The organism is Streptomyces sp. NPDC014861 (assembly GCF_043081625.1).
Classification (GTDB): Bacteria; Actinomycetota; Actinomycetes; order Streptomycetales; family Streptomycetaceae; genus Streptomyces.
This window is the reverse complement of record NZ_JBIBWV010000016.1, coordinates 36,067-59,492: the sequence shown is the minus strand read 5'-3', so window position 1 is coordinate 59,492 and position 23,426 is coordinate 36,067. Positions and strand designations below refer to the sequence as shown.

Genomic DNA, 23,426 nt, shown 5'->3' with positions numbered 1-23,426 from the left:
GCAGCAGAAGGGGACACCCATGCCTCCCGCCATCGAGACCACCGGCCTGACCAAGAGCTACGGAACCGTCCGCGTCCTCGACGCCCTCGACCTCCGCGTCGAGACCGGCACCGTCTTCGCCCTCCTCGGGCCCAACGGCGCCGGCAAGACCACCACCGTCCGGATCCTCACCACCCTCACCGCCCCCGACGGCGGGCACGCGCGCGTGGCGGGCCACGACGTCGTCGCCGAACGCCGCGCCGTCCGCCGGGCCATCAGCCTCACCGGCCAGTACGCGGCCGTCGACGAGACCCTGACCGGCGCCGAGAACCTCCGCCTCGCCGCCAGCCTCTCCGGCCTCTCCCGCAAGGCCGCCGCCCGCCGCGCCGACGAACTCCTCGAACGCTTCCGGCTCACCGAAGCCCGCGACCGGCAGTCCAAGACGTACTCCGGAGGCATGCGCCGCCGCCTCGACCTCGCCGCCGGCCTCGTCCGCGACCCCGGCACCACCAAGGTCGTCTTCCTCGACGAACCCACCACCGGCCTCGACCCACGCAGCCGGCAGGAGCTCTGGGACGTCGTCCGCGAGCTCTCCGGCCACGGCACCACCGTCTTCCTCACCACCCAGTACCTGGAGGAGGCCGACCGGCTCGCCCACCGCATCGCCGTCCTCGGCGGCGGCCGCACCCTCGCCGAAGGCACCGCCCAGGAACTGAAGAACCGTTACGCGGGCCACCGCCTCGACCTCGTCGCCCGCGACCGCGACGCCTACCTCCGGCTCACCGCGCACGCCACCGCCCACGCCCCGGAGACCCTCACCCTCGGCGTCCCCACCGACGGCACCGCCGCCCACGTCCGCGCCCTGCTCGACACCCTCGACCCGCACCGCACCGACATCGAGCGCTTCACCCTGCACAGCGCCACCCTCGACGACGTCTTCCTCCACCTGACCAGCACCCCGAAGGAGCCGAGCCATGTCTGACCGGACCGCCGGACCGCTCGCCACCACCACCGCCCTCGTCGGGCGCGGCATCCTCCTCAGCCGGCGCAACCTCGACGCCGTCATCACCTCGCTGATGATGCCGGTGATCCTGATGCTGGTCTTCGTCTACTTCTTCGGCGGGGCCATCGACACCGGACACGACCGGTACGTCACCTACGTCGTCCCCGGTGTGATCGTCCTGTGCGCCGGCTTCGGCTCCGCCGGCGCCGCCGTCACCGTCAGCGACGACATGCGGCGCGGCACCGTCGACCGGCTCCGCACCCTCGACGTCGGCGGCGTCCCCTTCCTCACCGGACACGTCGCCGCCGCCGTCGCCCGCAACATCCTGGCCACCACGCTCGTCCTCGGCGTCGCCGCCCTCATCGGCTTCCGCCCCGCCGCCACCCCCGCCGGCTGGCTCGCCGCGATCGCCCTGCTCCTCGCCTACATCACGGTGATCTCCTGGCTCTCCGCCGCGGCCGGCCTGCTCGCCCGCACCCCCGAAGCGGCCAACGCCTTCACCTTCTTCATGATGTTCCTGCCCTACCCGAGCAGCGCCTTCGTGCCCATCGACACCATGCCGACCTGGCTGCACGGCTTCGCCGAGCACCAGCCCGTCACCCCGCTCATCGAGTCCATGCGCGGCCTCCTCCTCGACCAGCCGGTCGGCGACGCGCCCTGGATCGCCCTCACCTGGCTCGGCGGCCTCCTGATCCTGGCCGTCACCGCCTCCGGCGCCCTCTTCCGCCTCCGCACCCGCTGACGGGCCGGCGGGCGCCGGAGCGTCCGACGACGGACCGGAGAAGGACGGAACGACCGCCGACGGACCGGAGGACGACGGCTCCGAAGGCGACGGACCCGGAAGGACGACCGCTCAGAAGACGTCCGGCGAGAACGGCCGCAGCGGCGTGCGGAAGAGCAGATCGGCCCGCGCCGCCGCACCCGGCACCGCCTCCTCGATCCGCCCGAGCAGCGCGAGGCGCACCGCCGACTCGTCCCCGAGGACCAGCCGGGACAGCTCGGCCACGTCGAGGACCAGATCCGCCGAGGCGGTCGTCGGGGCACAGGACGCGCCCTTCGGGGAGGCGTCGAGCCGGTACCGCCCGCCCGCGAACCCGCCCGCGTCCCGCACGTCGAGCACCAGACCGTCCGCCACCGGGTACGTCCGCTCCTCCAGCACCCGCACCACGTCCAGGACCCGCAGCCACAGCATGTCCGCGTGCGTGACCGTCCGCGCGGCGCGCGGGTCCGGCAGCAGCAGCGGCAGCGGATCGTCCGGCGGCCGGTGGCCGGTCCGCACCGTCACCACCCAGTCCACCGAACACACGAACCGCCACAGCGCCGACTCCGCCGCCGGCGTCACCGCGATCAGGTCCCGCACGGTCAGCGTGTTCTCCGGCTGCTTCGCATCGCCCCACTGGTCGTCGCAGCGGTACGACACGTACCCCTCGGGCTCGTCCGACGCCGAGCGGTAGACCGCGTGGAACGGCTCCTTCCACGGCTCCAGCTGGTGCCCGAGGCCCGTAGCCGTGTCCCATTCGCGCCGGCCCCGGTCGGTGACCCCGGCCCTCAGCGCGGCGAGCCCCCGATGCAGGTCGGGCCCGACGCGGCGGATCTCCGCCCCGTCGGCCAGATCGATCCGGCCGCCGTCCTCCGGCCGGCCGCTGCGGCGCGGATCGAGCCCCGCCCGGCGCAGGTCCACGCTCCACTCGGTGGTCCAGCTCGCGGGACCGAAGCCGTACCGGCCGTAGATCGGGTACTCGGCGGCGATCAGGGTCGCGACCGCGTCGCCCCGCTCCCGCGCGGCGGCGAGGTCCCGCTCCATCAACCGGCTCAGCAGCCCGCGCCGCCGGTGCGTCGGCGCCACCGTCACCTGGGTGATCGCGTCCGCGGTGAGCCCACCGCCGCCGACCGCGCTCACCCGCTGCCGGAAGGAACGGAAGGTGGCGACCACCCGGCCGCCCTCCACGGCACCGAGCGTCCGGTCGAGATCGACGTGCGGCAGCCGGTCGGCCACCAGCCCGTCCGGGACCACCGGCTCGTGCAGGAAGCCCGTACGCAGCGCCCGCAGCCACTCGGGGAACTCGGACTCGCTCACCGTGCGCAGTTCGACAGCCATCCTCCGACCCTACGCACGCCCCGCCCTCCCGGCGCGGGAATATCCGGCGGGCCCCCGGCCGGTCAGGCCAGCAGGTCGTCGACCTGCGCCTCGCCCTCGCGGTAGCGGCGGGCGATCTCCGCCCCGCAGTCGTCGGCGGTCCGCTGGAGGGTCTGCCGGCGCCGCGAGATCTGCTGCTCGTAGCCGGCCAGCCGCCCCATCGCGGTGTGCAGCTCGTCGTCCGTCCGTGCCGTCAGGTCCGACAGCTCGACCTCCGACAGCATCTCGGACGCGAGCCGCCGGTACTCCTCCGCCCGGGGCGTGGACAGCGTCACGTGCCGGGCCGAGGTCCGGTGCCGGGACGGCACGTCCGCGAGGATCTCGGAGAGCCGGTCGAGCACCGGGGCCTCCGGATCGGTCCGGCGCGCCAGCTCGGCCCGCAGGATGTCGATCCGGCCCTGGAGCATCCGCCGCACATAGCTGAGATCGGCCTCGTCGCTCTGCGCGTCCCGCCGCAGCGCCCGCAGCTCGGGGAGGCGCAGCCCGCCGAGCTCCTGCCCCGGACGGCCCGCGGGAACCGGCTCGGCGGCCGTCCGCTGCGCGGGCGGCCGCGCGACCGGCCCGCCGGGCACCGCACCGGCGGAGCGGATCAGCGGTACGGGGCCGGACGGCGTCGGCCCGGTGCTGGAAGCACTCATGAGAATCGTCCCCTCGACCGGTGCGGAGCCGCACCGCCTCCAGGCATGGTGCCACTCCCGCACGCGCGCGTGCAGGCGCTCTGCACCCGTTCGGCCCCCAGAAGTCCCCGATCGGTAGGTTGGGACGCATGCGAGCTGTGGTGCAGAGGGTGGACGGCGCGAAGGTCGTCGTCGCAGGGGAGACGGTCGGCGAGATCACCGGCGAGGGGTTGTGCGTCCTGGTGGGCGTCACCCACGACGACACGCCGGCGAAGGCCGCCCAATTGGCCAGAAAGCTCTGGTCCGTCCGGGTGCTGGAGGACGAGAAGTCCTGCTCGGACGTGGGTGCCCCGCTCCTGGTGATCTCCCAGTTCACGCTCTACGGCGACGCCCGCAAGGGCCGCCGCCCCACCTGGAACGCCGCCGCCCCCGGCCCGGTCGCCGAACCCCTCGTCGACGAGGTCGTCGCACAGCTGCGGAAGCTCGGCGCCCATGTGGAGACGGGCCGCTTCGGCGCCGACATGCGCGTCAGCCTCACCAACCACGGCCCGTTCACGGTCGTCGTCGACGTCTGACGACCGCCCCCGCCCACCCGGCTACGGCTCGACGACGGTCTCCTGCGCGGCGGCCGTCGTCCCCGCCACCAGCGGCGCGTCCACCGGAACGTTCCGCTTCACCAGCGCCAGGGCGATCGGCCCCAGCTCGTGGTGGCGCGCCGCGGTCGTCACGAAGCCCAGCTGCCGCCCGTCGGGACCGTCCGAGGCCAGCCGCAGCGGAGTGCCGTGCCCCGGCAGGCTCACCTCGCTGCCGTCCAGGTGCAGGAAGACCAGCCGGCGCGGCGGCTTGCCCAGGTTCTGCACCCGGGCGACCGTCTCCTGCCCCCGGTAGCACCCCTTCTGCAGGTGCACCGCGGTGCCGATGAGACCGACCTCGTGCGGGATCGTCCGGTGGTCGGTCTCGAAGCCGAGCCGCGGCCGGTGCCCCTCCACCCGCAGCGCCTCGTACGCCAGGACGCCCGCGGCCGGCCCGTGCGCGGCGGCGAAGGACTCCAGCTCCGCGCGCGGCAGGAACAGGTCACGGCCGTGCGCCGTCTCCCGTACGACGACGCCCTCCGGCGTCCCTGCGGTGGAACCCGCCGGCAGGTGCACGACGGCGAACGCGTCCGTCCGGTCGGCGACCTCGACCCGGTAGAAGAACTTCATCGACTCCAGGTAGGCGATCAACTCGCCCTGCGTGCCCGGCTCGACGTGCGCCCAGACCGTCTCGCCGTCGTCGACGAGGGAGAGCGCGTGCTCGATGTGCCCGTTCGCGGAGAGGATCAGCGCCTCGGTCGCCCGGCCCGCGGGCAGATCGCTGACGTGCTGGGTGAGGAGCAGGTGCAGCCAGCTCAGCCGGTCGTCACCGGTGACGGCGACGACGCCCCGGTGCGACAGGTCGACGAAGCCGGAGCCGCCGGCGAGGGCGCGCTGCTCGCGGAACAGGTCACCGTAGTGGGCGGCGACGCCTTCGTCCCGCCCTTCGGCGGGAACGGCGCCGGGCAGGGACAGCAGGGAGCTCTTCATGGGAAAAGCCTACGACTCCCCGGCCGCGGCCTTCCGGGTGCAGTCCCCGCACCGCCCGAAGATCGCGAAGTGCTTCATGTCCGTGTCGAAGCCGAAGGTCTCCCGCAGCTTCCCGGTGAAGTCGGCGGCCACCTCCACGTCCGCCTCGATCACCTCCGAGCAGTCCCGGCAGACCAGGTGCAGATGGTGGTGCCGGTCCGCGAGGTGGTACGTCGGCGCCCCGTGCCCCAGATGCGCGTGACTGACCAGCCCGAGCTCCTCCAGGAGCTCCAGGGTTCGGTACACGGTGGAGATGTTCACCCCGGAGGCCGTCTTCCGCACCTCGACGAGGATGTCGTCGGGCGTGGCGTGCTCCAGCGTGTCCACGGCCTCCAGCACGAACTGCCGCTGCGGCGTCAGCCGGTACCCCCGCCGCCGCAGGTCGCTCTTCCAGTCGGTGCTCACCACGCCCCCAGTGTAAGAGGGCGCGGCGGGTCACCGAAGGGTCCTACTTGAAGAAGGCGATGCCGTCGTCGGGCATGTCCGGGAGGTTGCGGGCCATCTCGGCGACCTCCTCCGGCGTGACGACCTTCTTGAGGTGCGCCGACATGTAGGGGCGGAGCGGGACCTCGGGGGTCGCCTTCTCGCCGACCCACATGAGGTCGCTCTTCACGTAGCCGTAGAGGCGCTTGCCGCCCGAGTACGGGCCGGAGGCGGCGGTACGGGCCACGGCGTCGGTCGCCAGGTCGATCTGCGGCTTCTGGTCGGCGAGCTCGCCGTACCAGACCTCGACGACGCCGTCGTCGCGGACCATCACGACCTCGACCTTGCGGTCCTTGTCGATCCGCCAGAAGCCGCTCTCGCTCTCCAGCGGGCGGACCTTCTCGCCCTTCTCGTCGAGGACCCAGGAGTGCGAGTGGTACTCCAGGAAGTCCCGGCCGTCGTGGCTGAAGGTCACGGACTGGCCGAAGTTGCACTTCTCGGCGCCCGGGAAGTCGGAGACGCCGGCGCCCTCCCAGGTTCCGAGGAGGAACGCGAGCGGGACGAGGTCCGGGTTGAGGTCGGACGGGATCTGGATCATGGGCGACTCAGACGATCTGTGAAGGGGGACCGGGGGACGAGGAGGGACCGGAAGGTCAGCGCTGGCCCTGGTACAGCTTCTTCACGGCCAGACCGGTGAAGGCGAGCACGCCGACGGCGACCAGGACCAGCAGGGTCTCGAAGAAAATGATCACAGGGTGCTCCTCGGCTGAGCGGTGAAGGCGGAACGGGCCGGACCCCAGCTTAGTGGGCGGGGCCCCGGCCCACTCGGTGAGGTGGGTCTCCCGTGACCGCGTCGACCGGGCAGCCGCGGCCGGGGCGCGCCCCTGCGCCGGAACGCCGCATTACAGTTCGGTGCATGGCGAAGAAGCTCGTGATCAAGGTGACCGCCGGGGCCGACGCCCCGGAACGCTGCTCCCAGGCCTTCACCGTGGCCGCCGTCGCCGTGGCGAGCGGCGTCGAGGTGTCGCTGTGGCTGACCGGCGAGTCCTCGTGGTTCGCCCTGCCGGGCAGGGCGGCCGAGTTCGATCTGCCGCACGCGGCCCCGCTGCCGGACCTCATCGACTCGATCCTCGCCGCCGGGCGGATCACCCTGTGCACCCAGTGCGCGGCCCGCCGCGAGATCACCGAGAAGGACGTCCTGGACGGCGTCCGCATCGCCGGCGCCCAGGTCTTCGTCCAGGAGGCCATGGCCGACGGGACCCAGGCACTCGTCTACTGACCCGGTCCTACCGGTCCCGGCGCTTCCTGCCGTCGAGCTCGTCCCACCACTCGTCCGACTGCGGGTCGCCGGACGGATCGTCCCACCACCGGTCCTCCGGCCCCCGCCGGTTCGCCACCACCGCGGCCACGGGCGGAATCACCATGGCCACGACGCACATCCCGATGGCCACCGGCATGGAGAACAGCCGCACGACGGCCCAGGCGCCCACGAAGAGGACCAGGCAGGCACCCATCATCCAGAAATAGACGTGCCGACGCCGCGCGTACACCCCTCCAGCGTACGTCCGCCCCCGCCTCCCGGACAGACCGGAGGGCCGTGCCTCTGGTCCTGGTGATGGCGTCCAACCCCCCAGGAGGCACGGCCCTCCGGCCGTTCTGATGCGCGGGCTACACCGCGATGGCGACGTCCGTCAGGCTGCCCGTCTCGGTGACGACGACCTTGCGGTCGGCCTGGGCGCCGGGGACGAGGGCGCGGAGGGTCCACTCGCCGGTGGCCGCGTAGAAGCGGAACTGGCCGGTGGCGGAGGTGGGGACCTCGGCGGTGAACTCGCCGGAGGCGTCCAGCAGGCGCACGTAACCGGTGACGGGCTCGCCGTCCTTGGTCACCTGGCCCTGGATGGCCGTCTCACCGGGCTTGAGGGTGCTGACGTCGGGGCCGCCGACCTGTGCTCCACACATGTTGTTTCGTCCTGTCCTGTCGCGAGGGGAGTCTTACTTGTTGGCGCCGAGCTCGATCGGCACGCCCACGAGGGAGCCGTACTCGGTCCAGGAGCCGTCGTAGTTCTTGACGTTCGGGACCTCGAGCAGCTCGTGCAGGACGAACCAGGTCAGCGCGGAGCGCTCACCGATGCGGCAGTAGGCGACGGTGTCCTTCGCCAGGTCGACCTGCTCGGCCTCGTAGAGGGCCTTGAGCTCGTCGTCCGACTTGAAGGTGCCGTCGTCGTTGGCGTTCTTCGACCACGGGATGTTGCGGGCGGACGGGACGTGGCCCGGGCGCTGCGACTGCTCCTGCGGGAGGTGGGCGGGGGCGAGCAGCTTGCCGGAGAACTCGTCGGGCGAACGGACGTCGACCAGGTTCTGGGTGCCGATCGCGGCCACGACGTCGTCGCGGAAGGCGCGGATGGAGACGTCCTGGGCCTGGGCCTTGTACGCGGTGGCCGGGCGGGCCGGGACCTCGGAGCCGTCGACCAGGTCGCGGGAGTCGAGCTCCCACTTCTTGCGGCCGCCGTCGAGGAGCTTGACGTCCTGGTGGCCGTAGAGCTTGAAGTACCAGTAGGCGTACGAGGCGAACCAGTTGTTGTTGCCGCCGTAGAGGACGACCGTGGTGTCGTTGCCGATGCCCTTGGCCGAGAGGAGCTTCTCGAAGCCCTCTTGGTCGATGAAGTCGCGGCGGACCGGGTCCTGGAGGTCCTTGGTCCAGTCGATCCGGATGGCGTTCTTGATGTGGTTCTTGTCGTAGGCGGCGGTGTCCTCGTCGACCTCGACGATCGCGACGGCCGGGTTGTCGAGGTTGGCCTCGACCCAGTCCGCGTCGACCAGTACGTCGCTGCGAGCCATGCTGTTCTCCTCCGGGGCAGTGTGCGGCGGTGTGGTGCGGGGGTGGTGCGGCATGTGCGGGTACGCGTCGTGGCGTCCGCCCGACGGCGTGGGGCTGCGCGGTCCGGCCGCGGCCGGAAGGGACCGGCGGGCCGTGGGGAATACGGGCGCGGAGCGCGTCCCGCTCAGACGGGGCGACAGAGCATGGCGGCGATGCGGCACAGGTCTACTGCCCGCCGCTTCGTGAGTTCCGCCTGCCGCTTCATGCCGTCGATCGTAGGGACGGACAGGCGACCGTGTCACCGGCGTGTCGTATCGTGAGACACGATCGTCCGGAGAGTGAGACGCGAGAGGGGGTCGGAGCGCGCTCCGACCCCTCGTCGACCGCCGTCCCGGCCCGTGTTTCTGCGGATCGGACGGGGCTGTCTCATTATGTGAAAGTGAGCGGGGAGAAAGGCTTCTCCCGGCTCCTCCCCGGCGTCTCAGCCCGCCACGGCGACGTCCTTGCCGGTGACCGTGACCGCGAGCCCCTCCGGGCGCGGCTCCACCTCGGAGACCCGCATCCCGGCGACGCGGCCGAGCGGGCGCTCGAAGTCGGTGCGCTCGCGGATCATGTCCTCCACGAGCGGGATGCCCTCGCCCGGCACCTCGTCGGCGCGGACCTTGATGGTGTCGCCGTCGACCAGGGAGACCGAGGAGACGACGGTCCGGGTCACCTTGCGCCCCAGGACCTCGACGCTGCCCGTCACCTTCACCTTGCCGGGGCCGCCGTACTCCATGGCGGTGGCCCGCTCGGAGGCGGCGACCAGATCCGCGTACGAGATGAGCGCCGTGCCGGTCGCGGAGGCGGCCCGGGCACCGCTCCAGTCGCCGGTCACGGTCACGTCCCGCAGGTCGACGGTGAGCTCGCCGATCCGGACGGGCTTGCCGCCGGCCTGGGTGTGGACGCCCCGGGCGACCACCTCGACCTCGTCGAAGCGCTTGCCGGCGGCCTGGGTGAGGAAGGGGAAGCCCTTGATGTCCACCTCGACCGACTCGGTCCGGCCGCCCGCGAGCGAGGCGCGCCCCGCGACCTCGGACTCGGCCCACGCGGCGGCGAGCCGGTCGGCCCCGACCAGGATCCCGCCCAGCACGACGGCCACCACCAGCAGGATCCGCAGTGCTCGCATGGCTGACATTCCCCCTTGCCGAAGATGACGATCGCCGGAGAGCCCCCGGCACACCGCCGAAGACGTGTGCCGGCCCCCCGACACGTGATCGACGTGTCGGGGGGCCGAGTGGTTCCCGGACGCCGTGGCCGGTACGGCCGGACCGGGATGCCGGTCCGCTCAGACCAGGGCGCGGCCGAGAAGGTACACCGCGGGCGCCGCCGCCGTCAGCGGCAGGGCCACACCGGCCGTCATGTGCACGAAGCGGGACGGGTAGTCGTAGCTGGCCACCCGCAGGCCGACGAGGGCGCAGACGCCGGTGGCGAGACCGAGCAGCGCGCCGGAGGCGCCCATGCCGCTCAGGGTGCCGGCGGCGATGCCCGCGCCGGCGGCGGCGAGCAGCGAGACGACGAGGGAGACCGGGCCGGGCAGCGGGAGCGCGCGGGCGAGGACGGTCGCGGCGACGGCGGCCGCGCCGGCCACCACCGCGTCCGGTTCGGCGCCGAGGTGCCCGGCGGCGAGGACGGTGAGCGCCGCCGAGGCGACGGTGGCCATGAGGCCGTACATCCGCTCGTCGGGGTCGGCGTGGCTGCGGAGCTGGAGGACCAGGGTGAGCAGGACCCAGACGCCGAGGGTGCCGAGGATGGCGGGGGCGGCGTGCTCGCGGCCCGCGGCGAGCAGGGCGGCGTCGGCGACGAGCCCGCCGAGGAAGGCGAGGGCGATGCCCTGGCGGGCGGGCCACATGCCGTTGAGCCGGAACCAGCCGGCGGCGGTGAGGCCCTGGAGCGCCACCAGCGGCAGGAGGAGCCCGTAGGTGCCGAGCGCGGCGCCGCCGGCGAGCAGCAGTCCGAGGACGGCGGTGAGGAGGGCGGGCTTCATGCCGGGCTCGATGATCGGCGACCGGCCCTCGGCACGCGCGCGCTGGGCGTCGGTGACGCGGGTGTTGCCGGAGGTCGTCGGCGAGGAGTACGCGGGCCCGGCACCACCCTCCGCGCCGGCCTCCGGTGAGAGGGCGGGCGCGGCGGCGGGTGCGGGGGTCGGGTGCGCGACAGGAGCGTGGACCGGGGCGTGGGCCGGGGTCGGGACCGGGGCGTGGGCCGCGGGCTGCGGCTGGGCGTACGCCTGCGGGTAGGGCTCCTGGCCGTACGACTGCTCCTGCGGGTACGACTCCTGCGGGTAGGGCTCCTGGGCGTACGGCTCCTGGGCGTACGGCCGGGGGTGGCCGCCCTGCGAATGACCGCCCTGCGAGTGGCCGCCCTGGGGGTAGGGCTCCGGGGTGTACGCCTGCTGCGGGTAGGCCTCGGGGGCGTACCCCTGCGGGGCGGGAGGGGCCTGAGGGGCCGCCTGCCGCGGGTCCGTGTACCCGTACCCGGACCCGTCCCCGTACCCCTGCGCCTGGTGCTGCGCCCGCTCCTGCTCCTGCGGCGGTCGGACCGCGGGCTGGTACGCGGTGTCCCAGGTCTGGCCCTCCCAGGTCTGGGTGACCGAGGGGTCGTACGCGTTCGGGTCGTACGGCTGCCCGCCGTACTGCTGGTCATTGCTCATGCTGTGGGGTTCACCCTCCTGCGAACGGGGGGAGCACCTCGACCGTGCCGCCCTCGGCAAGCCGTACGGTCTCATGGCTCCGGGTGCCGACCGGGTCGCCGTCGACGAGGAACGAGCACCGCTGGAGGACCCGGACGAGCTCGCCCGGGTGGTTCGCGCGGGCGGCGTCCAGGGCTTCGGCGAGGGTCTCGGCGGTGTACGGCTCCTCGGCGATGCCCGCGGCGGCCTTGGCCGCGGCCCAGTAGCGGATGGTTCCCGCTGCCATAGCGGCGCTCCCTTCGTTCGTGTGCGCGCCGCTCCCCATGATGGGCTATCGGGGGACGAGCCAGGCGCCGAGCCGGTCGAGGAGGTCCTCTCCGGCGGCGTTCTCGGCGTGGCCCATGCCGTGCTCCAGCCACAGTTCGGCGCCGCCGGCGGCGGCCAGGGTGCGCGGGTGGTCGAGGGGGAAGTAGGCGTCGCGGTCGCCGTGCACGACGAGCAACGGGATCGGGGCGATCCGCGCGGCGGCCTCGACCGGGGAGAGCGGGACGGGGTCCCAGGCGCGCCGGTCGATGCGGACGCGGAGCCCGTACCGGCCGACGAGCCGGCCGACCGGACGGGTGACCACCCAGTGGAGGCGGCGCATCGGGGCCGTCCCCCGGTAGTACCAGCGGGCGGGGGCGGAGACGGCGGCGACCGCGTCGGGCGCGGCGTCGGTGCCGCGGTCGAGGGCGGCCTGCCGGAGGACGACCGAGCCGCCCATGGAGAAGCCGACGGTCACCACGCGCGCGTGGCCCAGCTCGCGGGCCCAGCGGACGGCGGCGGCGAGGTCCAGGACCTCGCGGTCGCCGACGGTGGAGAGGCCGCCGGAGCCGCCGTGGCCACGGAAGGAGAAGGTGACGACCGCCGCCGCGTGCCGGCCGAGGACCTGGGCGGCGCGCCGGACGGCGGGCCGGTCGAGGGAGCCGGTGAAACCGTGCGCGACGACGACGGCCGTGTCGGCGAGGGCGGAGACCGGGGCGGTGGCCGGGGCGGGGGCGGAGACCGGGGCGGTGGCGGCGGAGGCGGACGGCGTGTCGGTGGCGCCAGTGCCAGTGCCAGTGCCAGGGGTGGGGACACCGGCGGGGAAGGGCTCGTGGACCGCCTCGATGGGGACCCCGTCGGCCGTCCGCAGCATTGCGCGGCGGGGTCCGGAAGTGAGCGAGGAAACATCCATGATGTGAAATCGACCCTCTCCCTCGGAAGTCATGTGGGCTATTCTCCTAGGCAGAGGATCCGGGCGACGTCGCCATCGGGTCCTTTTGCGTTTTCCGACCGTTGTTACGGACGGATGAACAAAAGCTCTCAGGGCGCGAGAGCCACAGGTGAGACCCGCACCACCCGAGCAGTACCGCAGCTGTCCTCGCAGGGACCGAGGAGGAACCGACGTCATGGACGAGCGTACGAAGCACGACCGACCGACGAGCCGGCCGACCCTGGCAGGGGGAGAGGCCCGATGAGCTCGCTGCTGCTGCTGACCAACGCACTCCAGCCGTCGACCGAGGTGCTGCCCGCACTCGGCCTGCTGCTGCACAACGTGCGGGTGGCCCCGGCCGAGGGCCCGGCGCTGGTGGACACGCCCGGCGCGGACGTGATCCTCGTGGACGGCCGGCGCGACCTGCCGCAGGTCCGCTCGCTCTGCCAGCTGCTGCGCTCCACCGGCCCGGGCTGTCCGCTGGTCCTGGTGGTCACGGAGGGCGGCCTGGCGGCCGTCACCGCCGACTGGGGCATCGACGACGTGCTGCTCGACACCGCGGGTCCGGCCGAGGTCGAGGCGCGGCTGCGGCTCGCGCTGGGCCGTCAGCAGATCGTCGCGGACGACTCCCCGATGGAGATCCGCAACGGCGACCTGTCGGTGGACGAGGCCACGTACAGCGCCAAGCTGAAGGGCCGGGTCCTGGACCTGACCTTCAAGGAGTTCGAGCTGCTGAAGTACCTGGCGCAGCACCCGGGCCGGGTGTTCACCCGCGCGCAGCTGCTCCAGGAGGTGTGGGGGTACGACTACTTCGGCGGCACCCGGACGGTCGACGTGCACGTGCGGCGGCTGCGGGCGAAGCTCGGCCCCGAGCACGAGTCGCTGATCGGCACCGTACGGAACGTCGGCTACCGCTTCGTGACGCCCGAGAAGGTCGAGCGGGCCGCCGAGGAGGCCCGCGCCAAGGAGGCGAAGGAAGCGAAGCGGCCCGAGGACTCCGTGGGGACGAAAGGGTCGGAAGGGGGACAGGACGCCCGGCAGGGGGTCCGTTCCGGAGCCGGAGTCAAGGACGCCACGGCCGATTCCACCCGTTAGGCGGACGTTGACGTGGCGTATGCCACAGTGCGACCTGCCGGTAGGTAGGTCACCCCGCGTAGACTTCCGCGCGTGGCCAAGGTGACGCGGGATGACGTAGCGCGACTGGCGGGGACTTCGACCGCGGTCGTGAGTTACGTCATCAACAACGGACCCCGGCCGGTCGCCCCGGCCACGCGCGAGCGTGTCCTCGCCGCCATCAAGGAGCTGGGCTACCGCCCCGACCGGGTGGCCCAGGCGATGGCGTCCCGCCGCACGGACCTCATAGGCATGATCGTGCCGGACGCGCGCCAGCCCTTCTTCGCGGAGATGGCGCACGCGGTCGAGCAGGCCGCCGCCGAGCGCGGAAAAATGGTCCTGGTCGGCAACTCCGACTACCGCACCGAGCGCGAGATCCACTACCTGCGCGCCTTCCTCGGCATGCGGGTCTCCGGGCTGATCCTCGTCAGCCAGGGCATGAGCGAGCAGGCCGCGAGCGAGATCGAGGCGTGGGACGCGCGCGTGGTGCTGCTGCACGAGCGGCCCGAGGCGATCGACGACGTCGCCGTCGTGACCGACGACATCGGCGGCGCCCAGCTCGCCACCCGGCACCTCCTGGAGCACGGCCACCCGTACGTGGCGTGCCTCGGCGGCGTCCCCAACACCCCCGCCGTCGGCGACCCGGTCGCCGACCACGTCGAGGGGTGGCGGCGCGCCATGCTGGAGGCCGGCCGGTCCGTCGAGGGCCGGCTCTTCGAGGCCCCGTACAACCGGTACGACGCCTACCAGGTGGCCCTGAAGCTGCTCGCGGGCCCGGACAGGCCGCCGGCGATCTTCTGCTCCACCGACGACCAGGCCTTCGGCGTGCTGCGGGCCGCCCGCGAGCTGCGCATAGACGTGCCGACCGAGCTGGCGGTGGCGGGCTTCGACGACGTGAAGGAGGCGGCGCTCACCGATCCGCCGCTGACCACCGTCTTCTCCGACCGCCCGGCGATGGCCCGGGCGGCCGTCGATCTGGTCCTGGACGACGCCGTCCGCGTGGCCGGCTCCCGCCGCGAGCGCGTCAAGCAGTTCCCCTCCGCCCTGGTGATCCGCCGCTCCTGCGGCTGCCACTGACGCACCCGAGCTCCCCTGACGCCGCCGGGCCCCGGGCTCCCCTGACACTCCCGGGCCCGAGCTCCCCTGACACCTCCGGGCCCCGGGCTTCCCTGGGTCCCGGACCCCCCGGCTCCCCCCTCCCCCCCACGTCCTTATTTCGGGCATACAGGGTTCTGTCGGGCTTCTCAGCCGGTCCTCAGACGGTTCTCATCTCGCGGACCGAGAGTCTGAGCCATGACGGACCACACGCAGCCCCAGCAGCCGTACTACCCGCCGCGCCCCCCGTACGAGCCGGTGCGGCCGATCACCACCGAGCCGGGCACCACCGTGTGGCCGTCCGGATCCGGCGGCGGGCACACCCCTCCCCCGGCCGGGCCGTCGTACGCGACGGCCGGCCCGGCGCCCGCCGCCCCGCCCGTCTCCCGGCGCCGCGCCAAGCGCGGCGTCGGCCTGATGGCCGCCGTGGCCATCGCCGCCGCGGCGATCGGCGGCGGCACCGCGACCCTGGTGCAGCAGCTGACCGCGGACTCCCCCGCCACCGCCGCGTCCTCCTCCGCGGTGAGCGGCACCAACGTCTCCGCGAGCAGCACCGGCACGGTCGCCGGGGTCGCCGAGGCCGTCTCCCCGTCGATCGTGGAGATCTCCGCGAGCTCCACCTCGGGCAAGTCCACCGGCTCCGGCGTGATCATCACCGGCGACGGCGAGATCGTCACCAACAACCACGTGATCTCCGGCGCCTCCGACATCAGCGTGCGGACCAGCGACGGCAGGACCTACGGGGCCGAGGTCGTCGGCAAGGACCCCGACAAGGACCTCGCCCTCATCAAGCTGCGGGACGCCTCCGGCCTGAAGGCCGCCACCCTCGGCGACTCGTCCCGGGTGAAGGTCGGCGAGGAGGTCGTCGCCATCGGCTCCCCCGAGGGCCTCACCGGCACCGTCACGAGCGGCATCGTCTCCGCCCTCGACCGGGACGTCACCGTCGCCAAGGATCCCGAGGACTCCGCGGGCGGCGGCGGCCAGGACGGACAGCGGCAGTGGGACCCGCGGCAGGGCTGGCCGTTCGAGTTCGGCGGACAGCAGTTCAACGGCGACACCGGCTCCTCGAAGACCACGTACAAGGCCCTCCAGACCGATGCCTCCCTCAACCCCGGGAATTCCGGCGGCGCGCTGATCAATATGAACGGCGAGATCATCGGGATCAATTCGGCCATGTATTCGCCCAGTTCTTCGAGCGGCTCCACGGCCGGCAGCGTCGGCCTCGGATTCGCCATCCCGGTGAACACCCTCAAGGCCGATCTCGACGCCCTCCGCTCGGGCGGCGAGAGCTGAACACATGGCACGCTGACCCCATGAGCAGCGGGCAGCCGAACGCATCCGAACGCATCCTCATCGTCGACGACGAACCCGCCGTCCGGGAGGCCCTGCGCCGCTCCCTCGCCTTCGAGGGCTACGCGACCCGGGAGGCCGTCGACGGTGTCGACGCGCTCGCCGCCATGGAGTCGTACGCCCCCGACCTCGTCGTCCTCGACGTGCAGATGCCCCGGATGGACGGGCTCACCGCGGCCCGCCGGATCAGGGCCGCCGGCTCGACCGTGCCGATCCTCATGCTCACCGCCCGCGACACCGTCGGCGACCGGGTCACCGGCCTCGACGCCGGCGCCGACGACTACCTCGTGAAGCCCTTCGAGCTCGACGAGCTCTTCGCCCGCATCCGCGCCCTGCTGCGCCGCAGCTCCTACGCCGCCCCCTCGGCCGCCGCCACCGCACCGGCCGACCTGCTCTCCTTCGAGGACCTGCGCATGGACCTGGCGACCCGCGAGGTCACCCGCGCCGGGCGCCCCGTCGAACTGACCCGCACCGAGTTCACGCTCCTGGAGATGTTCCTGGCGCACCCCCGGCAGGTCCTCACCCGCGAACAGATCCTCAAGGCCGTCTGGGGCTTCGACTTCGAACCCAGCTCGAACTCCCTCGACGTGTACGTGATGTACCTGCGGCGCAAGACCGAGGCGGGCGGCGAACCGCGCCTCGTCCACACCGTGCGCGGGGTCGGATACGTGCTCCGCGGCGGAGGCGGCACCGAATGACCCGGCCCCGCACCCCCCTGGCCTGGTTCCGCTCCCGCCCGCTGCGCTCCCGCCTCGCCCTGCTCACCGCCTTCGCGGTGGCCGTCGCGGTCGCCGCCGTCTCCGCCGCGTGCTGGTTCGTCACGCGGGCGCAGCTGGAGAGCGAGATGGACCGGGCGCTGACCACCACCCGGCTCGACCTGGGAGCGGTACGGACCCTGTTCGACGCGTGCGTGCAGGACAAGGAGCCGCCGCCGGTCGCCGGCTTCACCATCCAGATCATCGACGCGGCCGGCGGTGTCTGCACCGCCGGCACGGCCCTCCCGGTCGGCGCGGGCGACCTGGCGGTGGCCCGGGGCACGCTCGCGGACGCCCTGCACACGGTGAAGAACGCCGACGGGCACGAGATGCGCGTCCACACGTACCCCCAGCGGCTGGGCCCCGCCACGGTCGCCGTCTCCGTCGCCCGCCCGCTCGCCGAGATCGACAACTCACTCTCGACCCTGGGCTGGGTCCTGCTGCTGGTCTCCGGCATCGGGGTGGTCGGCGCGGGCGCCGCCGGCCTGTGGGTGGCGCGGACCGGCCTGGAGCCGGTGCACCGGCTGACCGGGGCGGTGGAGCACGTGGCCGCGACGGAGGACCTGACCGTACGGATCCCGGCGGAGGGCGACGACGAGATCGCCCGCCTGTCGCGGTCCTTCAACCAGATGACGGCGGCGCTCGCGACCTCGCGGGACCGGCAGGCGCGCCTGATCGCGGACGCCGGGCACGAACTCCGCACCCCGCTGACCTCGCTGCGCACCAACATCGAGCTGCTCGCCCGCAGCGACGAGACCGGCCGGGCGATCCCGGCCGAGGACCGGCGGGCGCTGATGGCCTCGGTCAAGGCCCAGATGACGGAGCTGGCCGCGCTCATCGGCGACCTCCAGGAGCTGGCCCGCCCCGACGCCGTGCGCCCGGGACCGCTGGAGGTCGTCCCCCTGCACACGGTGCTCCGCTCGGCCCTCGACCGGGCGGGGCTGCGCGGCCCGGAGCTGACCTTCGAGACCGACCTCGCGCCCTGGTACGTCCGGGCGGAACCGGCGGCGCTCGAACGGGCCCTGGTCAACGTCCTGGACAACGCGGTGAAGTTCTCGCCGCCGCGCGGCACGGTCGAGGTGACCCTCATGCGGGGCGAGCTGACGGTCCGGGACCACGGTCCCGGCATCGCGCCCGAGGAACTCCCGCACGTCTTCGACCGCTTCTGGCGCTCCCCGTCGGCGCGCAGCCTCCCCGGCTCGGGCCTGGGCCTGTCGATCGTGGCCCGCACGGTCAAGCAGACCGGCGGCTCGGTCACCCTCTCCCCCGCCGAGGGCGGCGGCACCCGCGCCAGCCTCCGCTTCCCCGGCGCCCCGACCCCGCCACCGGAGCTCACGCCGTGACGGAGGTCCCGCGTCCCTACTGTCCGACGCGGCCGTCGACGCGCTCGCGCAGGAGGTCGGCGTGGCCGCAGTGGCGGGCGTACTCGGTGATCTGCATGGTGAGCAGTTCGCGGAGCTGACCGCCGTCGGCGGTCTGCGCGCCGAGGTCCGGCGCCGCCGCGACGAAGCGGTCCGTCGCCTCCGCCGCCTCCTTCCACCGCCGCCGCGCCTCCTCGACGACGGCCGGGTCGGCGACCGCGCCGGTCCAGTCGGCCTCGCGGTCGTCCGGGGTGCGGTAGATGCGGGGCGAGGGCTCGCCGGCGAGCCGCTGGAAGTGGCGTTCGTCCTCGGCCATGTGCCGGAGGAGGCCGAGCAGGGACATGGTGGAGGGCGGTACGGAGCGGCGGGCGAGCTGCTCGGCGTCGAGACCCTCGCACTTCAGCTCCAGGGTGAGCCGGAAGTGGCGCAGGGCGTCGAGGAGCGCGCCGCGTTCGTCGGCCACCTCCGTACCGCCGCCCTCGCGCGGGTCGTCGTCGGGGTCGGCCCACATGTCGGGGTGGACGGTGGAGGTGGTCCACCGCGTCGTGGTCGCGTCGGTCTCGCTCGTGGTCATGCGGGCATGGTCGTACGGAAGACCGTGCCGCGCCACGGAATTGCCCGGGCCTCCGGCGGCCCGGCCCGTGCCTGCGGCGGCTCTGCCCGTACCTGCGGCGGCCGTGCCCGTACGTCCCCCGCCCCGCCCCGTACGTCCGCGCACGCGGAAGGGCCGGGCGCCCGCCTCTCGGCGGACGTCCGGCCCGGGGTCATCCGTGGATCACAGGATGTCCTTGTAGCTGCCCCAGTCGGTGGCGGTGGACATCTTCGACGGGGTGCCGAAGGTGCCGTCGCCCTTGCCGGGCCACCGCCACAGCTGACCGCTGCTGTCGACACCGGCGACGTCGCCGTAGCGGTCGCCGTTGAAGTCGCCGGTGAACGACTTGGTGACCGTGCCGAAGTTGTTCGGCGGCCAGGTCAGCCTGGTGCTCACGCCGAGGTTGGCGTTGCGCGCGGAGGGACCGGGCTGCATCTCCAGGATCGTCGCGGAGGCCATCCGAGCGATGTCCATGCGGCCGTCACCGGTCATGTCGATCGGGGAGAACTCGGTCTGCGTACGGGTCGCGTAGGTGTACTCGGCCTCGGGCTTCAGGTAGCTCGCGACGCCGCCCTTCCCGTCGCCGTACCACATCCAGACGCTGTCGCCCTCGTAGTCGCCCTGCACCCCGCCCTGGCCGCAGACGGTGGCGAGGTCCGTCTTGCCGTCGCCGTTGTAGTCGGCGGCGAAGGCGACGCGGCACGGCTCGTGGAGACCCGGATTGAAGGCCGCCTGTGCTCCGCTGCTGGACTCGCTGTTCAGCAGCGGCTGGGCCGTCGAGCTGATCCCGCCGTTGCCGTCGCCGGCCCACCACCACACGTAGACACCGGTGAAGCCACCGATGTCGGCCAGCCCGTCACCGTTGAAGTCGCCGGTGAAGATGCTGACGTACTGGCTGCCACGGCCGTCGGTCCACAGCATCTGCTTGTTCCCGAGGGTGCCGTTGCCGAGGCCGATGTGGAGGGCGAGGTTGCCGTCCGTCTGGACGGCCACGATGTCGGACAGGCCGTCGGAGTTGAAGTCCTGCGGCGGCGTGATACCGGGGGTGCCGTGCCAGACGTCACAGGCCGGAAGGCCGGGGAAGGGTTCCGAGCCCACGCCGGTGATCTTGTCGGCCGGGACGAAGCCCCAGCCCTGCCAGTTGGTCCAGCCCGCCGAGGTGTCGCCCTTGACGTAGTACCAGATGCGGTTGCCGGCGCCGTTCATGTCGCCGCTTCGCCAGCACACGAAGCCGTGCGGACCGGCCAGGAGCTGCCCGGTCGTCTGGGCCGAGTTGTACGGCTCGACCTTCACCTCGGACGCCTGGCTGACGCAGCTCATCTCCCGGGAGAACGAACGGCCGTCGGGGTCGACGTAGTAGACGTCCTTGACCAGGAAGCACTCACCGTTGTGGGCGATCTCCACGGTGAACTTCGCCTCGGTCAGGCGGAAGTTCCGCTCGTTCTCGACCCGAGCGCTCTCCGCGGTGGCGGTGGTTCGCAGGCCCATGTCCACGAGGTTCGACCCGCTCTGCGCCGCGGCCTTCGCCGCCGCGGTGGCACTGAGGGTCACCGTGCCCTTGGGGCAGGTGAAGGAGGAGTTCTTCGCGATCCACGCCGGCTGGTTGTTCCAGGTCGTCGTCGTACCGGCGCGTCCCGTCTGCCACAGCTCGACGGGAAGGGAGGTACAGGTCCCCGTCCACCCCGAGTAGTCCTTGAGGGTGAGGGACGCGTTCAGCACCTGCCGCCCGGCCAGGTAGGGAACGTCCGCCTGGAGGAACGCGCGGGTCCGCGTGACCCTGTTCGGGTTCGTCGTCGCGACGGTGCCCACCGAGGCCCACTGGGTGTCCCAGTGGTTCCAGTCGGGGGAGAACTCGTGCACCTGGTAGGCGCCGAGCACCTCCAGGTTGAACGTGGGGTCCACGTAGACCGGATAGGCGGTGTCGGCTCCGGTCAGCAGCTTATGGTCGGGGACGACCGTGACGCTCCCGCCCGCGGCGGTGGTCGCCATCGCCTTCTGCTTCTTCTTGCCGCCCTTGCCGCTGTCCCACATGAGGGGCGCCGGGCCGGAGAACTTCGTGCGCCCCTTGGCGTCGGTCGCCTTCAGGCCCTGCTTGGCGTCGGCCGTCACCTTCAGGCCGTTCGACTTGACGCCGAAGGTGAGCTTCCGCAGCGCGGGGTTCTTCGCGGCCTCGGCGTCCTTGACCACCAGCAGCTGCTGGAAGCCCTTGGCCTCGACCTCGACCCGGAGGTCGACGCCGGGCAGCACCTCGGGGTACGTCGCGACCGCGCCGTCCAGCTTCGGCTCGGGCAGCTCGCCCGGCCAGCTGTACTCCAGGACGTTCGTCTCGTCGTTGAGCCGCACCAGCGGGCCCTTGCCGCCGCCGGACAGCACGATGCCCGCCGCCGCGGCCTTGGGCCGCACGCCGTGCTTGTCGGCCACCAGGTCGGTGTCGATCGGGACCCACTTCTCGCCCTGGCGCGCCCGCACCGGCGCGAGGTGGGTCGTCACCGTCATCGTGCCGGACGGGTTGGCGTACACCTCGGACGTCTCGGTGCGCCGCTCCACGATCTCCACCGGCTTCCCGGAGGACTTCGCCTTCGCCAGCGCCGAGACCTCGACGCCGGCCGCCGCCGCATCGGACTTCGCCTCGGAAGTGGTCGCGGCGATTCCCAGCCCCGTCCCCAGGGTGGAAAGGGTCACGAGCAGACCGAGGGCGAGCGCGGTTCTCCGGCCGCGCCCTCGCGCTATGTCATTCCGATTCAGCATGGAAACAATTTCTCCGGATCTGTCAGTACCACGGGCAGCGGGGAAGCCCCGGGAAGGGGTGCGGAATTCCTGCCGGGGTCATGAGCTTGCTGGCCTCCATGGCCCCCCAGCCCTCGAACGCCTGGAAAGGAGCGACCGCCGTGTCGCCCTTCGTGTAGTACCAGACGGTGTTTCCCCCGGAATGCGGCTGACCACGCGTCCAGCACACGAAGGTGCTGAGCGTGGAGGTCTTCTTCCCGGTGAGCGGGCTGTCGTAGGACGCGCGCCCGTACACGTCTCCGGCGGTGTTCTCGCACTTGAGGTCGGTGCGGAAGACATTGCCCAGCTTGTCCTGCTGGAGGATGTTCTCCTGAAGGACGCAGGTGGCGGCGTGGGCGGTGCCCGTGCTCAGCCCGCTGGTCAGCAGGGGGACGGCGAGGGCCGCCACGGCGAGGGCGCGGACGGTCCGGCCGAAGCGGCCGAGGCGGATCCCGCGCTCAGGTCTCTTGTCATCGGTTGCACGCATGTGGACGGCCCCTTATCCCCACGAGCACTTTCGCAGCCCCGGGAAGGGCGCCTTGGTGGTGCCGAGCGCGTTCGCCGGCATGTAGCCCCAGGCCTGCTGGCCCGGGTTGTTCACGACCTCGTCGCCCTTGGTGTAGTACCAGACGCTGTTCTTCCCGGCGTGCGGGGAACCCAGCTTCCAGCAGACGAACCAGCTCGTGCTCTTCGTCATGTTCCCGGTGACGGGAGAACCGAAGAAGGTCTGGGAGGTGACATTCCCAGGCGTGTTGGTGCAGTAGAGATCGATGGGGAAGTACATTCCTCCCCAGTCGGTGTGCGGTGTATTCTCACGAATCGCACAGCCGGCTTCTGCTGAGACGGCGGGGGCACTTCCGACCATTCCCCACGCGCCTATCATGGCGAATGCGGAAAGAGTTATCCCCAACCGGGTCTTTCTCGTTCTCATACGGACTCCCCTGTGAGGCAGACCCCGCCAGGATGACGGAGGCACCTGACACGCCCCTGATGATCCGCGTCCGGGAGACGGGACCGGGATGCCCCAATACCGCATGGTCGGTTTTTAGTATCCTTTGCGCCCCAGCCGAATGACGTCCTGACCAGACGCTCAATCGGACCCATACGTGACCAGGGGTTCCTATGGCCATGCAGCAGCGGGCGATGCGCACACGACGGCTGATCCTCGACTCAGCCGCTCAGTTGATCGAACGCAACGGGTACACGGCGACCAGCATCGGCGTCATCTCCACCGCGGCGGGGACGACCAAGGGCGCCGTCCACTTCCACTTCCCCACCAAACGCGACATCGCCGTCGCCCTGCTCGACGAGGCCCACGCCTCGCTCCGCGGGATCGTGGACCGGGCCTGCGAAGCCGGGGACTCACCGCTGCAGAGCCTGATCGACACCACCCACCTGCTCGTCCACCAGTACAACGGCGACCCCGTGACCCGCGCCTGCGTCCGGCTCTGCGCGGAATCCCCCAGCCCGACGCCCCAGACCCGCGCCTACCAGCTCACCTGGGCGAGCAGCATTCGGCTGCTGCTGAAATCGGCCTCCGCCCAGGAGGAGTTCAGGGAGGGCGTCAGCACCCGCGCCGTCGCCACCCTCGTCATGTCCGCCGGCGTCGGCGCCGAACTCCTCGCCGGACGCATGGAGAAGACGCTCTCCCCGCAGATGACGACCGCGATGTGGCAGGCGGTCCTGCCCGGCCTCGCCGCCCCCGGGTGCGCCTCGACCCTCCGCCCGGAAGGCTCCCCCGGGCTCCAGGCCGGGCCGCCGCCGCCCCGGCGCGCGTGAGCCGAACCGTACGGCTCCGGCGGGGCGCTCCCGGCCCCACTTGACGAACTCCGGTCCGCTGACAGCCTCCTGACATCCCGGCTGCGTCAGGCCGACGGAAGCCCTGGTCCACACCAAACCGCGTGGACACCG

General features: G+C 72.5%; 27 protein-coding genes. 10 read left to right on the top strand and 17 right to left on the bottom strand.

Annotated features, from left to right (window positions below; genetic code table 11):
- Positions 1–19: 19 nt before the first annotated feature.
- Positions 20–961: an ATP-binding cassette domain-containing protein gene (locus ACF1BN_RS26565; protein ID WP_392334110.1), complete on the top strand. Its 942-nt coding sequence runs from the start codon at positions 20–22 to the stop codon at positions 959–961.
- The gene (locus ACF1BN_RS26560) at positions 954–1,724 is read left to right on the top strand and encodes an ABC transporter permease (RefSeq protein WP_392334109.1); all 771 of its coding nucleotides are present in this window, start codon (positions 954–956) and stop codon (positions 1,722–1,724) included. Before ACF1BN_RS26565 ends, ACF1BN_RS26560 begins: the two co-directional genes overlap by 8 nt.
- Before the next feature lie 111 nt (positions 1,725–1,835).
- Here ACF1BN_RS26560 and ACF1BN_RS26555 read toward each other — a convergent pair whose 3' ends face one another.
- Positions 1,836–3,080: a GNAT family N-acetyltransferase gene (locus ACF1BN_RS26555; protein WP_392334108.1), complete on the bottom strand. Its 1,245-nt coding sequence runs from the start codon at positions 3,078–3,080 to the stop codon at positions 1,836–1,838.
- Between the two features lie 62 nt (positions 3,081–3,142).
- Complete coding sequence (locus ACF1BN_RS26550; protein ID WP_392334107.1) at positions 3,143–3,757, bottom strand: ABC transporter substrate-binding protein; 615 nt, start codon at positions 3,755–3,757, stop codon at positions 3,143–3,145.
- 128 nt (positions 3,758–3,885) lie between these two features.
- On the opposite strand from ACF1BN_RS26550, the gene dtd reads away from it, so the two are divergent.
- On the top strand, positions 3,886–4,311 hold the full coding sequence (gene dtd / locus ACF1BN_RS26545; RefSeq protein WP_392334106.1) for a D-aminoacyl-tRNA deacylase: 426 nt from the start codon (positions 3,886–3,888) through the stop codon (positions 4,309–4,311).
- 21 nt (positions 4,312–4,332) lie between these two features.
- Here dtd and ACF1BN_RS26540 read toward each other — a convergent pair whose 3' ends face one another.
- The 3 genes from ACF1BN_RS26540 to ACF1BN_RS26530 are packed head-to-tail and all read right to left on the bottom strand — an operon-like array spanning position 4,333 to position 6,358.
- Positions 4,333–5,298: a YgfZ/GcvT domain-containing protein gene (locus tag ACF1BN_RS26540; protein ID WP_392334105.1), complete on the bottom strand. Its 966-nt coding sequence runs from the start codon at positions 5,296–5,298 to the stop codon at positions 4,333–4,335.
- 9 nt (positions 5,299–5,307) lie between these two features.
- Complete coding sequence (locus ACF1BN_RS26535) at positions 5,308–5,745, bottom strand: Fur family transcriptional regulator (protein ID WP_392334104.1); 438 nt, start codon at positions 5,743–5,745, stop codon at positions 5,308–5,310.
- Between the two features lie 40 nt (positions 5,746–5,785).
- A complete protein-coding gene (locus ACF1BN_RS26530; protein ID WP_376598072.1) occupies positions 5,786–6,358 on the bottom strand; it encodes an FABP family protein in 573 nt (190 codons plus the stop codon).
- Between the two features lie 318 nt (positions 6,359–6,676).
- Between ACF1BN_RS26530 and ACF1BN_RS26525 the strand changes: the two genes are divergently transcribed.
- Complete coding sequence (locus tag ACF1BN_RS26525; protein WP_392334103.1) at positions 6,677–7,039, top strand: DsrE family protein; 363 nt, start codon at positions 6,677–6,679, stop codon at positions 7,037–7,039.
- A 7-nt stretch (positions 7,040–7,046) separates the two neighbouring features.
- Here the strand turns inward: ACF1BN_RS26525 and ACF1BN_RS26520 are convergent, their stop codons facing one another.
- The 8 genes from ACF1BN_RS26520 to ACF1BN_RS26485 form a co-directional block, all read right to left on the bottom strand.
- Entirely contained in the window at positions 7,047–7,310 is a 264-nt protein-coding gene (locus ACF1BN_RS26520) for a DUF3099 domain-containing protein (protein WP_392334102.1), read from the bottom strand.
- A gap of 118 nt (positions 7,311–7,428) precedes the next feature.
- The gene (locus tag ACF1BN_RS26515) at positions 7,429–7,719 is read right to left on the bottom strand and encodes a DUF1416 domain-containing protein (protein WP_030750551.1); all 291 of its coding nucleotides are present in this window, start codon (positions 7,717–7,719) and stop codon (positions 7,429–7,431) included.
- A 33-nt stretch (positions 7,720–7,752) separates the two neighbouring features.
- On the bottom strand, positions 7,753–8,598 hold the full coding sequence (locus ACF1BN_RS26510) for a sulfurtransferase (protein ID WP_376598062.1): 846 nt from the start codon (positions 8,596–8,598) through the stop codon (positions 7,753–7,755).
- A 164-nt stretch (positions 8,599–8,762) separates the two neighbouring features.
- A complete protein-coding gene (locus ACF1BN_RS26505) occupies positions 8,763–8,843 on the bottom strand; it encodes an Ms5788A family Cys-rich leader peptide (protein ID WP_351102991.1) in 81 nt (26 codons plus the stop codon).
- Between the two features lie 216 nt (positions 8,844–9,059).
- Complete coding sequence (locus ACF1BN_RS26500; protein WP_392334101.1) at positions 9,060–9,746, bottom strand: DUF2993 domain-containing protein; 687 nt, start codon at positions 9,744–9,746, stop codon at positions 9,060–9,062.
- A 159-nt stretch (positions 9,747–9,905) separates the two neighbouring features.
- Positions 9,906–11,270, bottom strand: coding sequence for a hypothetical protein (locus tag ACF1BN_RS26495; protein WP_392334100.1), 1,365 nt, complete (start codon positions 11,268–11,270; stop codon positions 9,906–9,908).
- Between the two features lie 10 nt (positions 11,271–11,280).
- A complete protein-coding gene (locus ACF1BN_RS26490) occupies positions 11,281–11,535 on the bottom strand; it encodes a MoaD/ThiS family protein (protein ID WP_360308204.1) in 255 nt (84 codons plus the stop codon).
- 45 nt (positions 11,536–11,580) lie between these two features.
- Positions 11,581–12,498, bottom strand: coding sequence for an alpha/beta hydrolase (locus ACF1BN_RS26485; RefSeq protein WP_392334099.1), 918 nt, complete (start codon positions 12,496–12,498; stop codon positions 11,581–11,583).
- Positions 12,499–12,744: 246 nt separating this feature from the next.
- Here ACF1BN_RS26485 and ACF1BN_RS26480 point away from each other — a divergent pair, with 246 nt between their 5' ends.
- From ACF1BN_RS26480 to ACF1BN_RS26460, 5 genes are all read left to right on the top strand, one after another.
- Complete coding sequence (locus tag ACF1BN_RS26480; RefSeq protein ID WP_392334098.1) at positions 12,745–13,578, top strand: response regulator transcription factor; 834 nt, start codon at positions 12,745–12,747, stop codon at positions 13,576–13,578.
- 72 nt (positions 13,579–13,650) lie between these two features.
- Positions 13,651–14,673, top strand: a complete 1,023-nt coding sequence (locus ACF1BN_RS26475; protein WP_392334097.1) for a LacI family DNA-binding transcriptional regulator — start codon at positions 13,651–13,653, stop codon at positions 14,671–14,673.
- A 216-nt stretch (positions 14,674–14,889) separates the two neighbouring features.
- Complete coding sequence (locus ACF1BN_RS26470; protein ID WP_392334096.1) at positions 14,890–15,984, top strand: S1C family serine protease; 1,095 nt, start codon at positions 14,890–14,892, stop codon at positions 15,982–15,984.
- A gap of 20 nt (positions 15,985–16,004) precedes the next feature.
- Entirely contained in the window at positions 16,005–16,739 is a 735-nt protein-coding gene (locus ACF1BN_RS26465; protein WP_392334095.1) for a response regulator transcription factor, read from the top strand.
- Positions 16,736–18,139: a sensor histidine kinase gene (locus ACF1BN_RS26460; protein ID WP_392334094.1), complete on the top strand. Its 1,404-nt coding sequence runs from the start codon at positions 16,736–16,738 to the stop codon at positions 18,137–18,139. Before ACF1BN_RS26465 ends, ACF1BN_RS26460 begins: the two co-directional genes overlap by 4 nt.
- Positions 18,140–18,155: 16 nt before the next feature.
- Here the strand turns inward: ACF1BN_RS26460 and ACF1BN_RS26455 are convergent, their stop codons facing one another.
- The 4 genes from ACF1BN_RS26455 to ACF1BN_RS26440 form a co-directional block, all read right to left on the bottom strand.
- Positions 18,156–18,731 carry a DUF664 domain-containing protein gene (locus ACF1BN_RS26455; RefSeq protein ID WP_392334093.1) on the bottom strand — a complete coding sequence of 192 codons (576 nt, stop codon included), beginning with the start codon at positions 18,729–18,731 and terminating at the stop codon, positions 18,156–18,158.
- A gap of 201 nt (positions 18,732–18,932) precedes the next feature.
- Positions 18,933–21,431, bottom strand: a complete 2,499-nt coding sequence (locus ACF1BN_RS26450; RefSeq protein ID WP_392334092.1) for an FG-GAP-like repeat-containing protein — start codon at positions 21,429–21,431, stop codon at positions 18,933–18,935.
- A gap of 88 nt (positions 21,432–21,519) precedes the next feature.
- The gene (locus tag ACF1BN_RS26445; RefSeq protein WP_392334091.1) at positions 21,520–22,002 is read right to left on the bottom strand and encodes a hypothetical protein; all 483 of its coding nucleotides are present in this window, start codon (positions 22,000–22,002) and stop codon (positions 21,520–21,522) included.
- A 12-nt stretch (positions 22,003–22,014) separates the two neighbouring features.
- Positions 22,015–22,212: a hypothetical protein gene (locus ACF1BN_RS26440; protein WP_392334090.1), complete on the bottom strand. Its 198-nt coding sequence runs from the start codon at positions 22,210–22,212 to the stop codon at positions 22,015–22,017.
- A 425-nt stretch (positions 22,213–22,637) separates the two neighbouring features.
- On the opposite strand from ACF1BN_RS26440, the gene ACF1BN_RS26435 reads away from it, so the two are divergent.
- A complete protein-coding gene (locus ACF1BN_RS26435) occupies positions 22,638–23,294 on the top strand; it encodes a ScbR family autoregulator-binding transcription factor (protein WP_392334089.1) in 657 nt (218 codons plus the stop codon).
- The last annotated feature ends 132 nt before the right edge of the window (positions 23,295–23,426 follow it).

Coding starts and splice junctions, on each gene's coding strand:
- ACF1BN_RS26530 (WP_376598072.1), bottom strand. CDS start 6,358: ATGATCCAGATCCCGTCCGACCTCAACCCGGACCTCGTCCCGCTCGCG.
- ACF1BN_RS26440 (WP_392334090.1), bottom strand. CDS start 22,212: ATGACGAAGAGCACGAGCTGGTTCGTCTGCTGGAAGCTGGGTTCCCCG.
- ACF1BN_RS26510 (WP_376598062.1), bottom strand. CDS start 8,598: ATGGCTCGCAGCGACGTACTGGTCGACGCGGACTGGGTCGAGGCCAAC.
- ACF1BN_RS26565 (WP_392334110.1), top strand. CDS start 20: ATGCCTCCCGCCATCGAGACCACCGGCCTGACCAAGAGCTACGGAACC.
- dtd (WP_392334106.1), top strand. CDS start 3,886: ATGCGAGCTGTGGTGCAGAGGGTGGACGGCGCGAAGGTCGTCGTCGCA.
- ACF1BN_RS26490 (WP_360308204.1), bottom strand. CDS start 11,535: ATGGCAGCGGGAACCATCCGCTACTGGGCCGCGGCCAAGGCCGCCGCG.
- ACF1BN_RS26445 (WP_392334091.1), bottom strand. CDS start 22,002: ATGCGTGCAACCGATGACAAGAGACCTGAGCGCGGGATCCGCCTCGGC.
- ACF1BN_RS26455 (WP_392334093.1), bottom strand. CDS start 18,731: ATGACCACGAGCGAGACCGACGCGACCACGACGCGGTGGACCACCTCC.
- ACF1BN_RS26495 (WP_392334100.1), bottom strand. CDS start 11,270: ATGAGCAATGACCAGCAGTACGGCGGGCAGCCGTACGACCCGAACGCG.
- ACF1BN_RS26505 (WP_351102991.1), bottom strand. CDS start 8,843: ATGAAGCGGCAGGCGGAACTCACGAAGCGGCGGGCAGTAGACCTGTGC.
- ACF1BN_RS26465 (WP_392334095.1), top strand. CDS start 16,005: ATGAGCAGCGGGCAGCCGAACGCATCCGAACGCATCCTCATCGTCGAC.
- ACF1BN_RS26540 (WP_392334105.1), bottom strand. CDS start 5,298: ATGAAGAGCTCCCTGCTGTCCCTGCCCGGCGCCGTTCCCGCCGAAGGG.
- ACF1BN_RS26560 (WP_392334109.1), top strand. CDS start 954: ATGTCTGACCGGACCGCCGGACCGCTCGCCACCACCACCGCCCTCGTC.
- ACF1BN_RS26485 (WP_392334099.1), bottom strand. CDS start 12,498: ATGACTTCCGAGGGAGAGGGTCGATTTCACATCATGGATGTTTCCTCG.
- ACF1BN_RS26525 (WP_392334103.1), top strand. CDS start 6,677: ATGGCGAAGAAGCTCGTGATCAAGGTGACCGCCGGGGCCGACGCCCCG.
- ACF1BN_RS26555 (WP_392334108.1), bottom strand. CDS start 3,080: ATGGCTGTCGAACTGCGCACGGTGAGCGAGTCCGAGTTCCCCGAGTGG.
- ACF1BN_RS26470 (WP_392334096.1), top strand. CDS start 14,890: ATGACGGACCACACGCAGCCCCAGCAGCCGTACTACCCGCCGCGCCCC.
- ACF1BN_RS26550 (WP_392334107.1), bottom strand. CDS start 3,757: ATGAGTGCTTCCAGCACCGGGCCGACGCCGTCCGGCCCCGTACCGCTG.
- ACF1BN_RS26460 (WP_392334094.1), top strand. CDS start 16,736: ATGACCCGGCCCCGCACCCCCCTGGCCTGGTTCCGCTCCCGCCCGCTG.
- ACF1BN_RS26435 (WP_392334089.1), top strand. CDS start 22,638: ATGGCCATGCAGCAGCGGGCGATGCGCACACGACGGCTGATCCTCGAC.
- ACF1BN_RS26480 (WP_392334098.1), top strand. CDS start 12,745: ATGAGCTCGCTGCTGCTGCTGACCAACGCACTCCAGCCGTCGACCGAG.
- ACF1BN_RS26515 (WP_030750551.1), bottom strand. CDS start 7,719: ATGTGTGGAGCACAGGTCGGCGGCCCCGACGTCAGCACCCTCAAGCCC.
- ACF1BN_RS26500 (WP_392334101.1), bottom strand. CDS start 9,746: ATGCGAGCACTGCGGATCCTGCTGGTGGTGGCCGTCGTGCTGGGCGGG.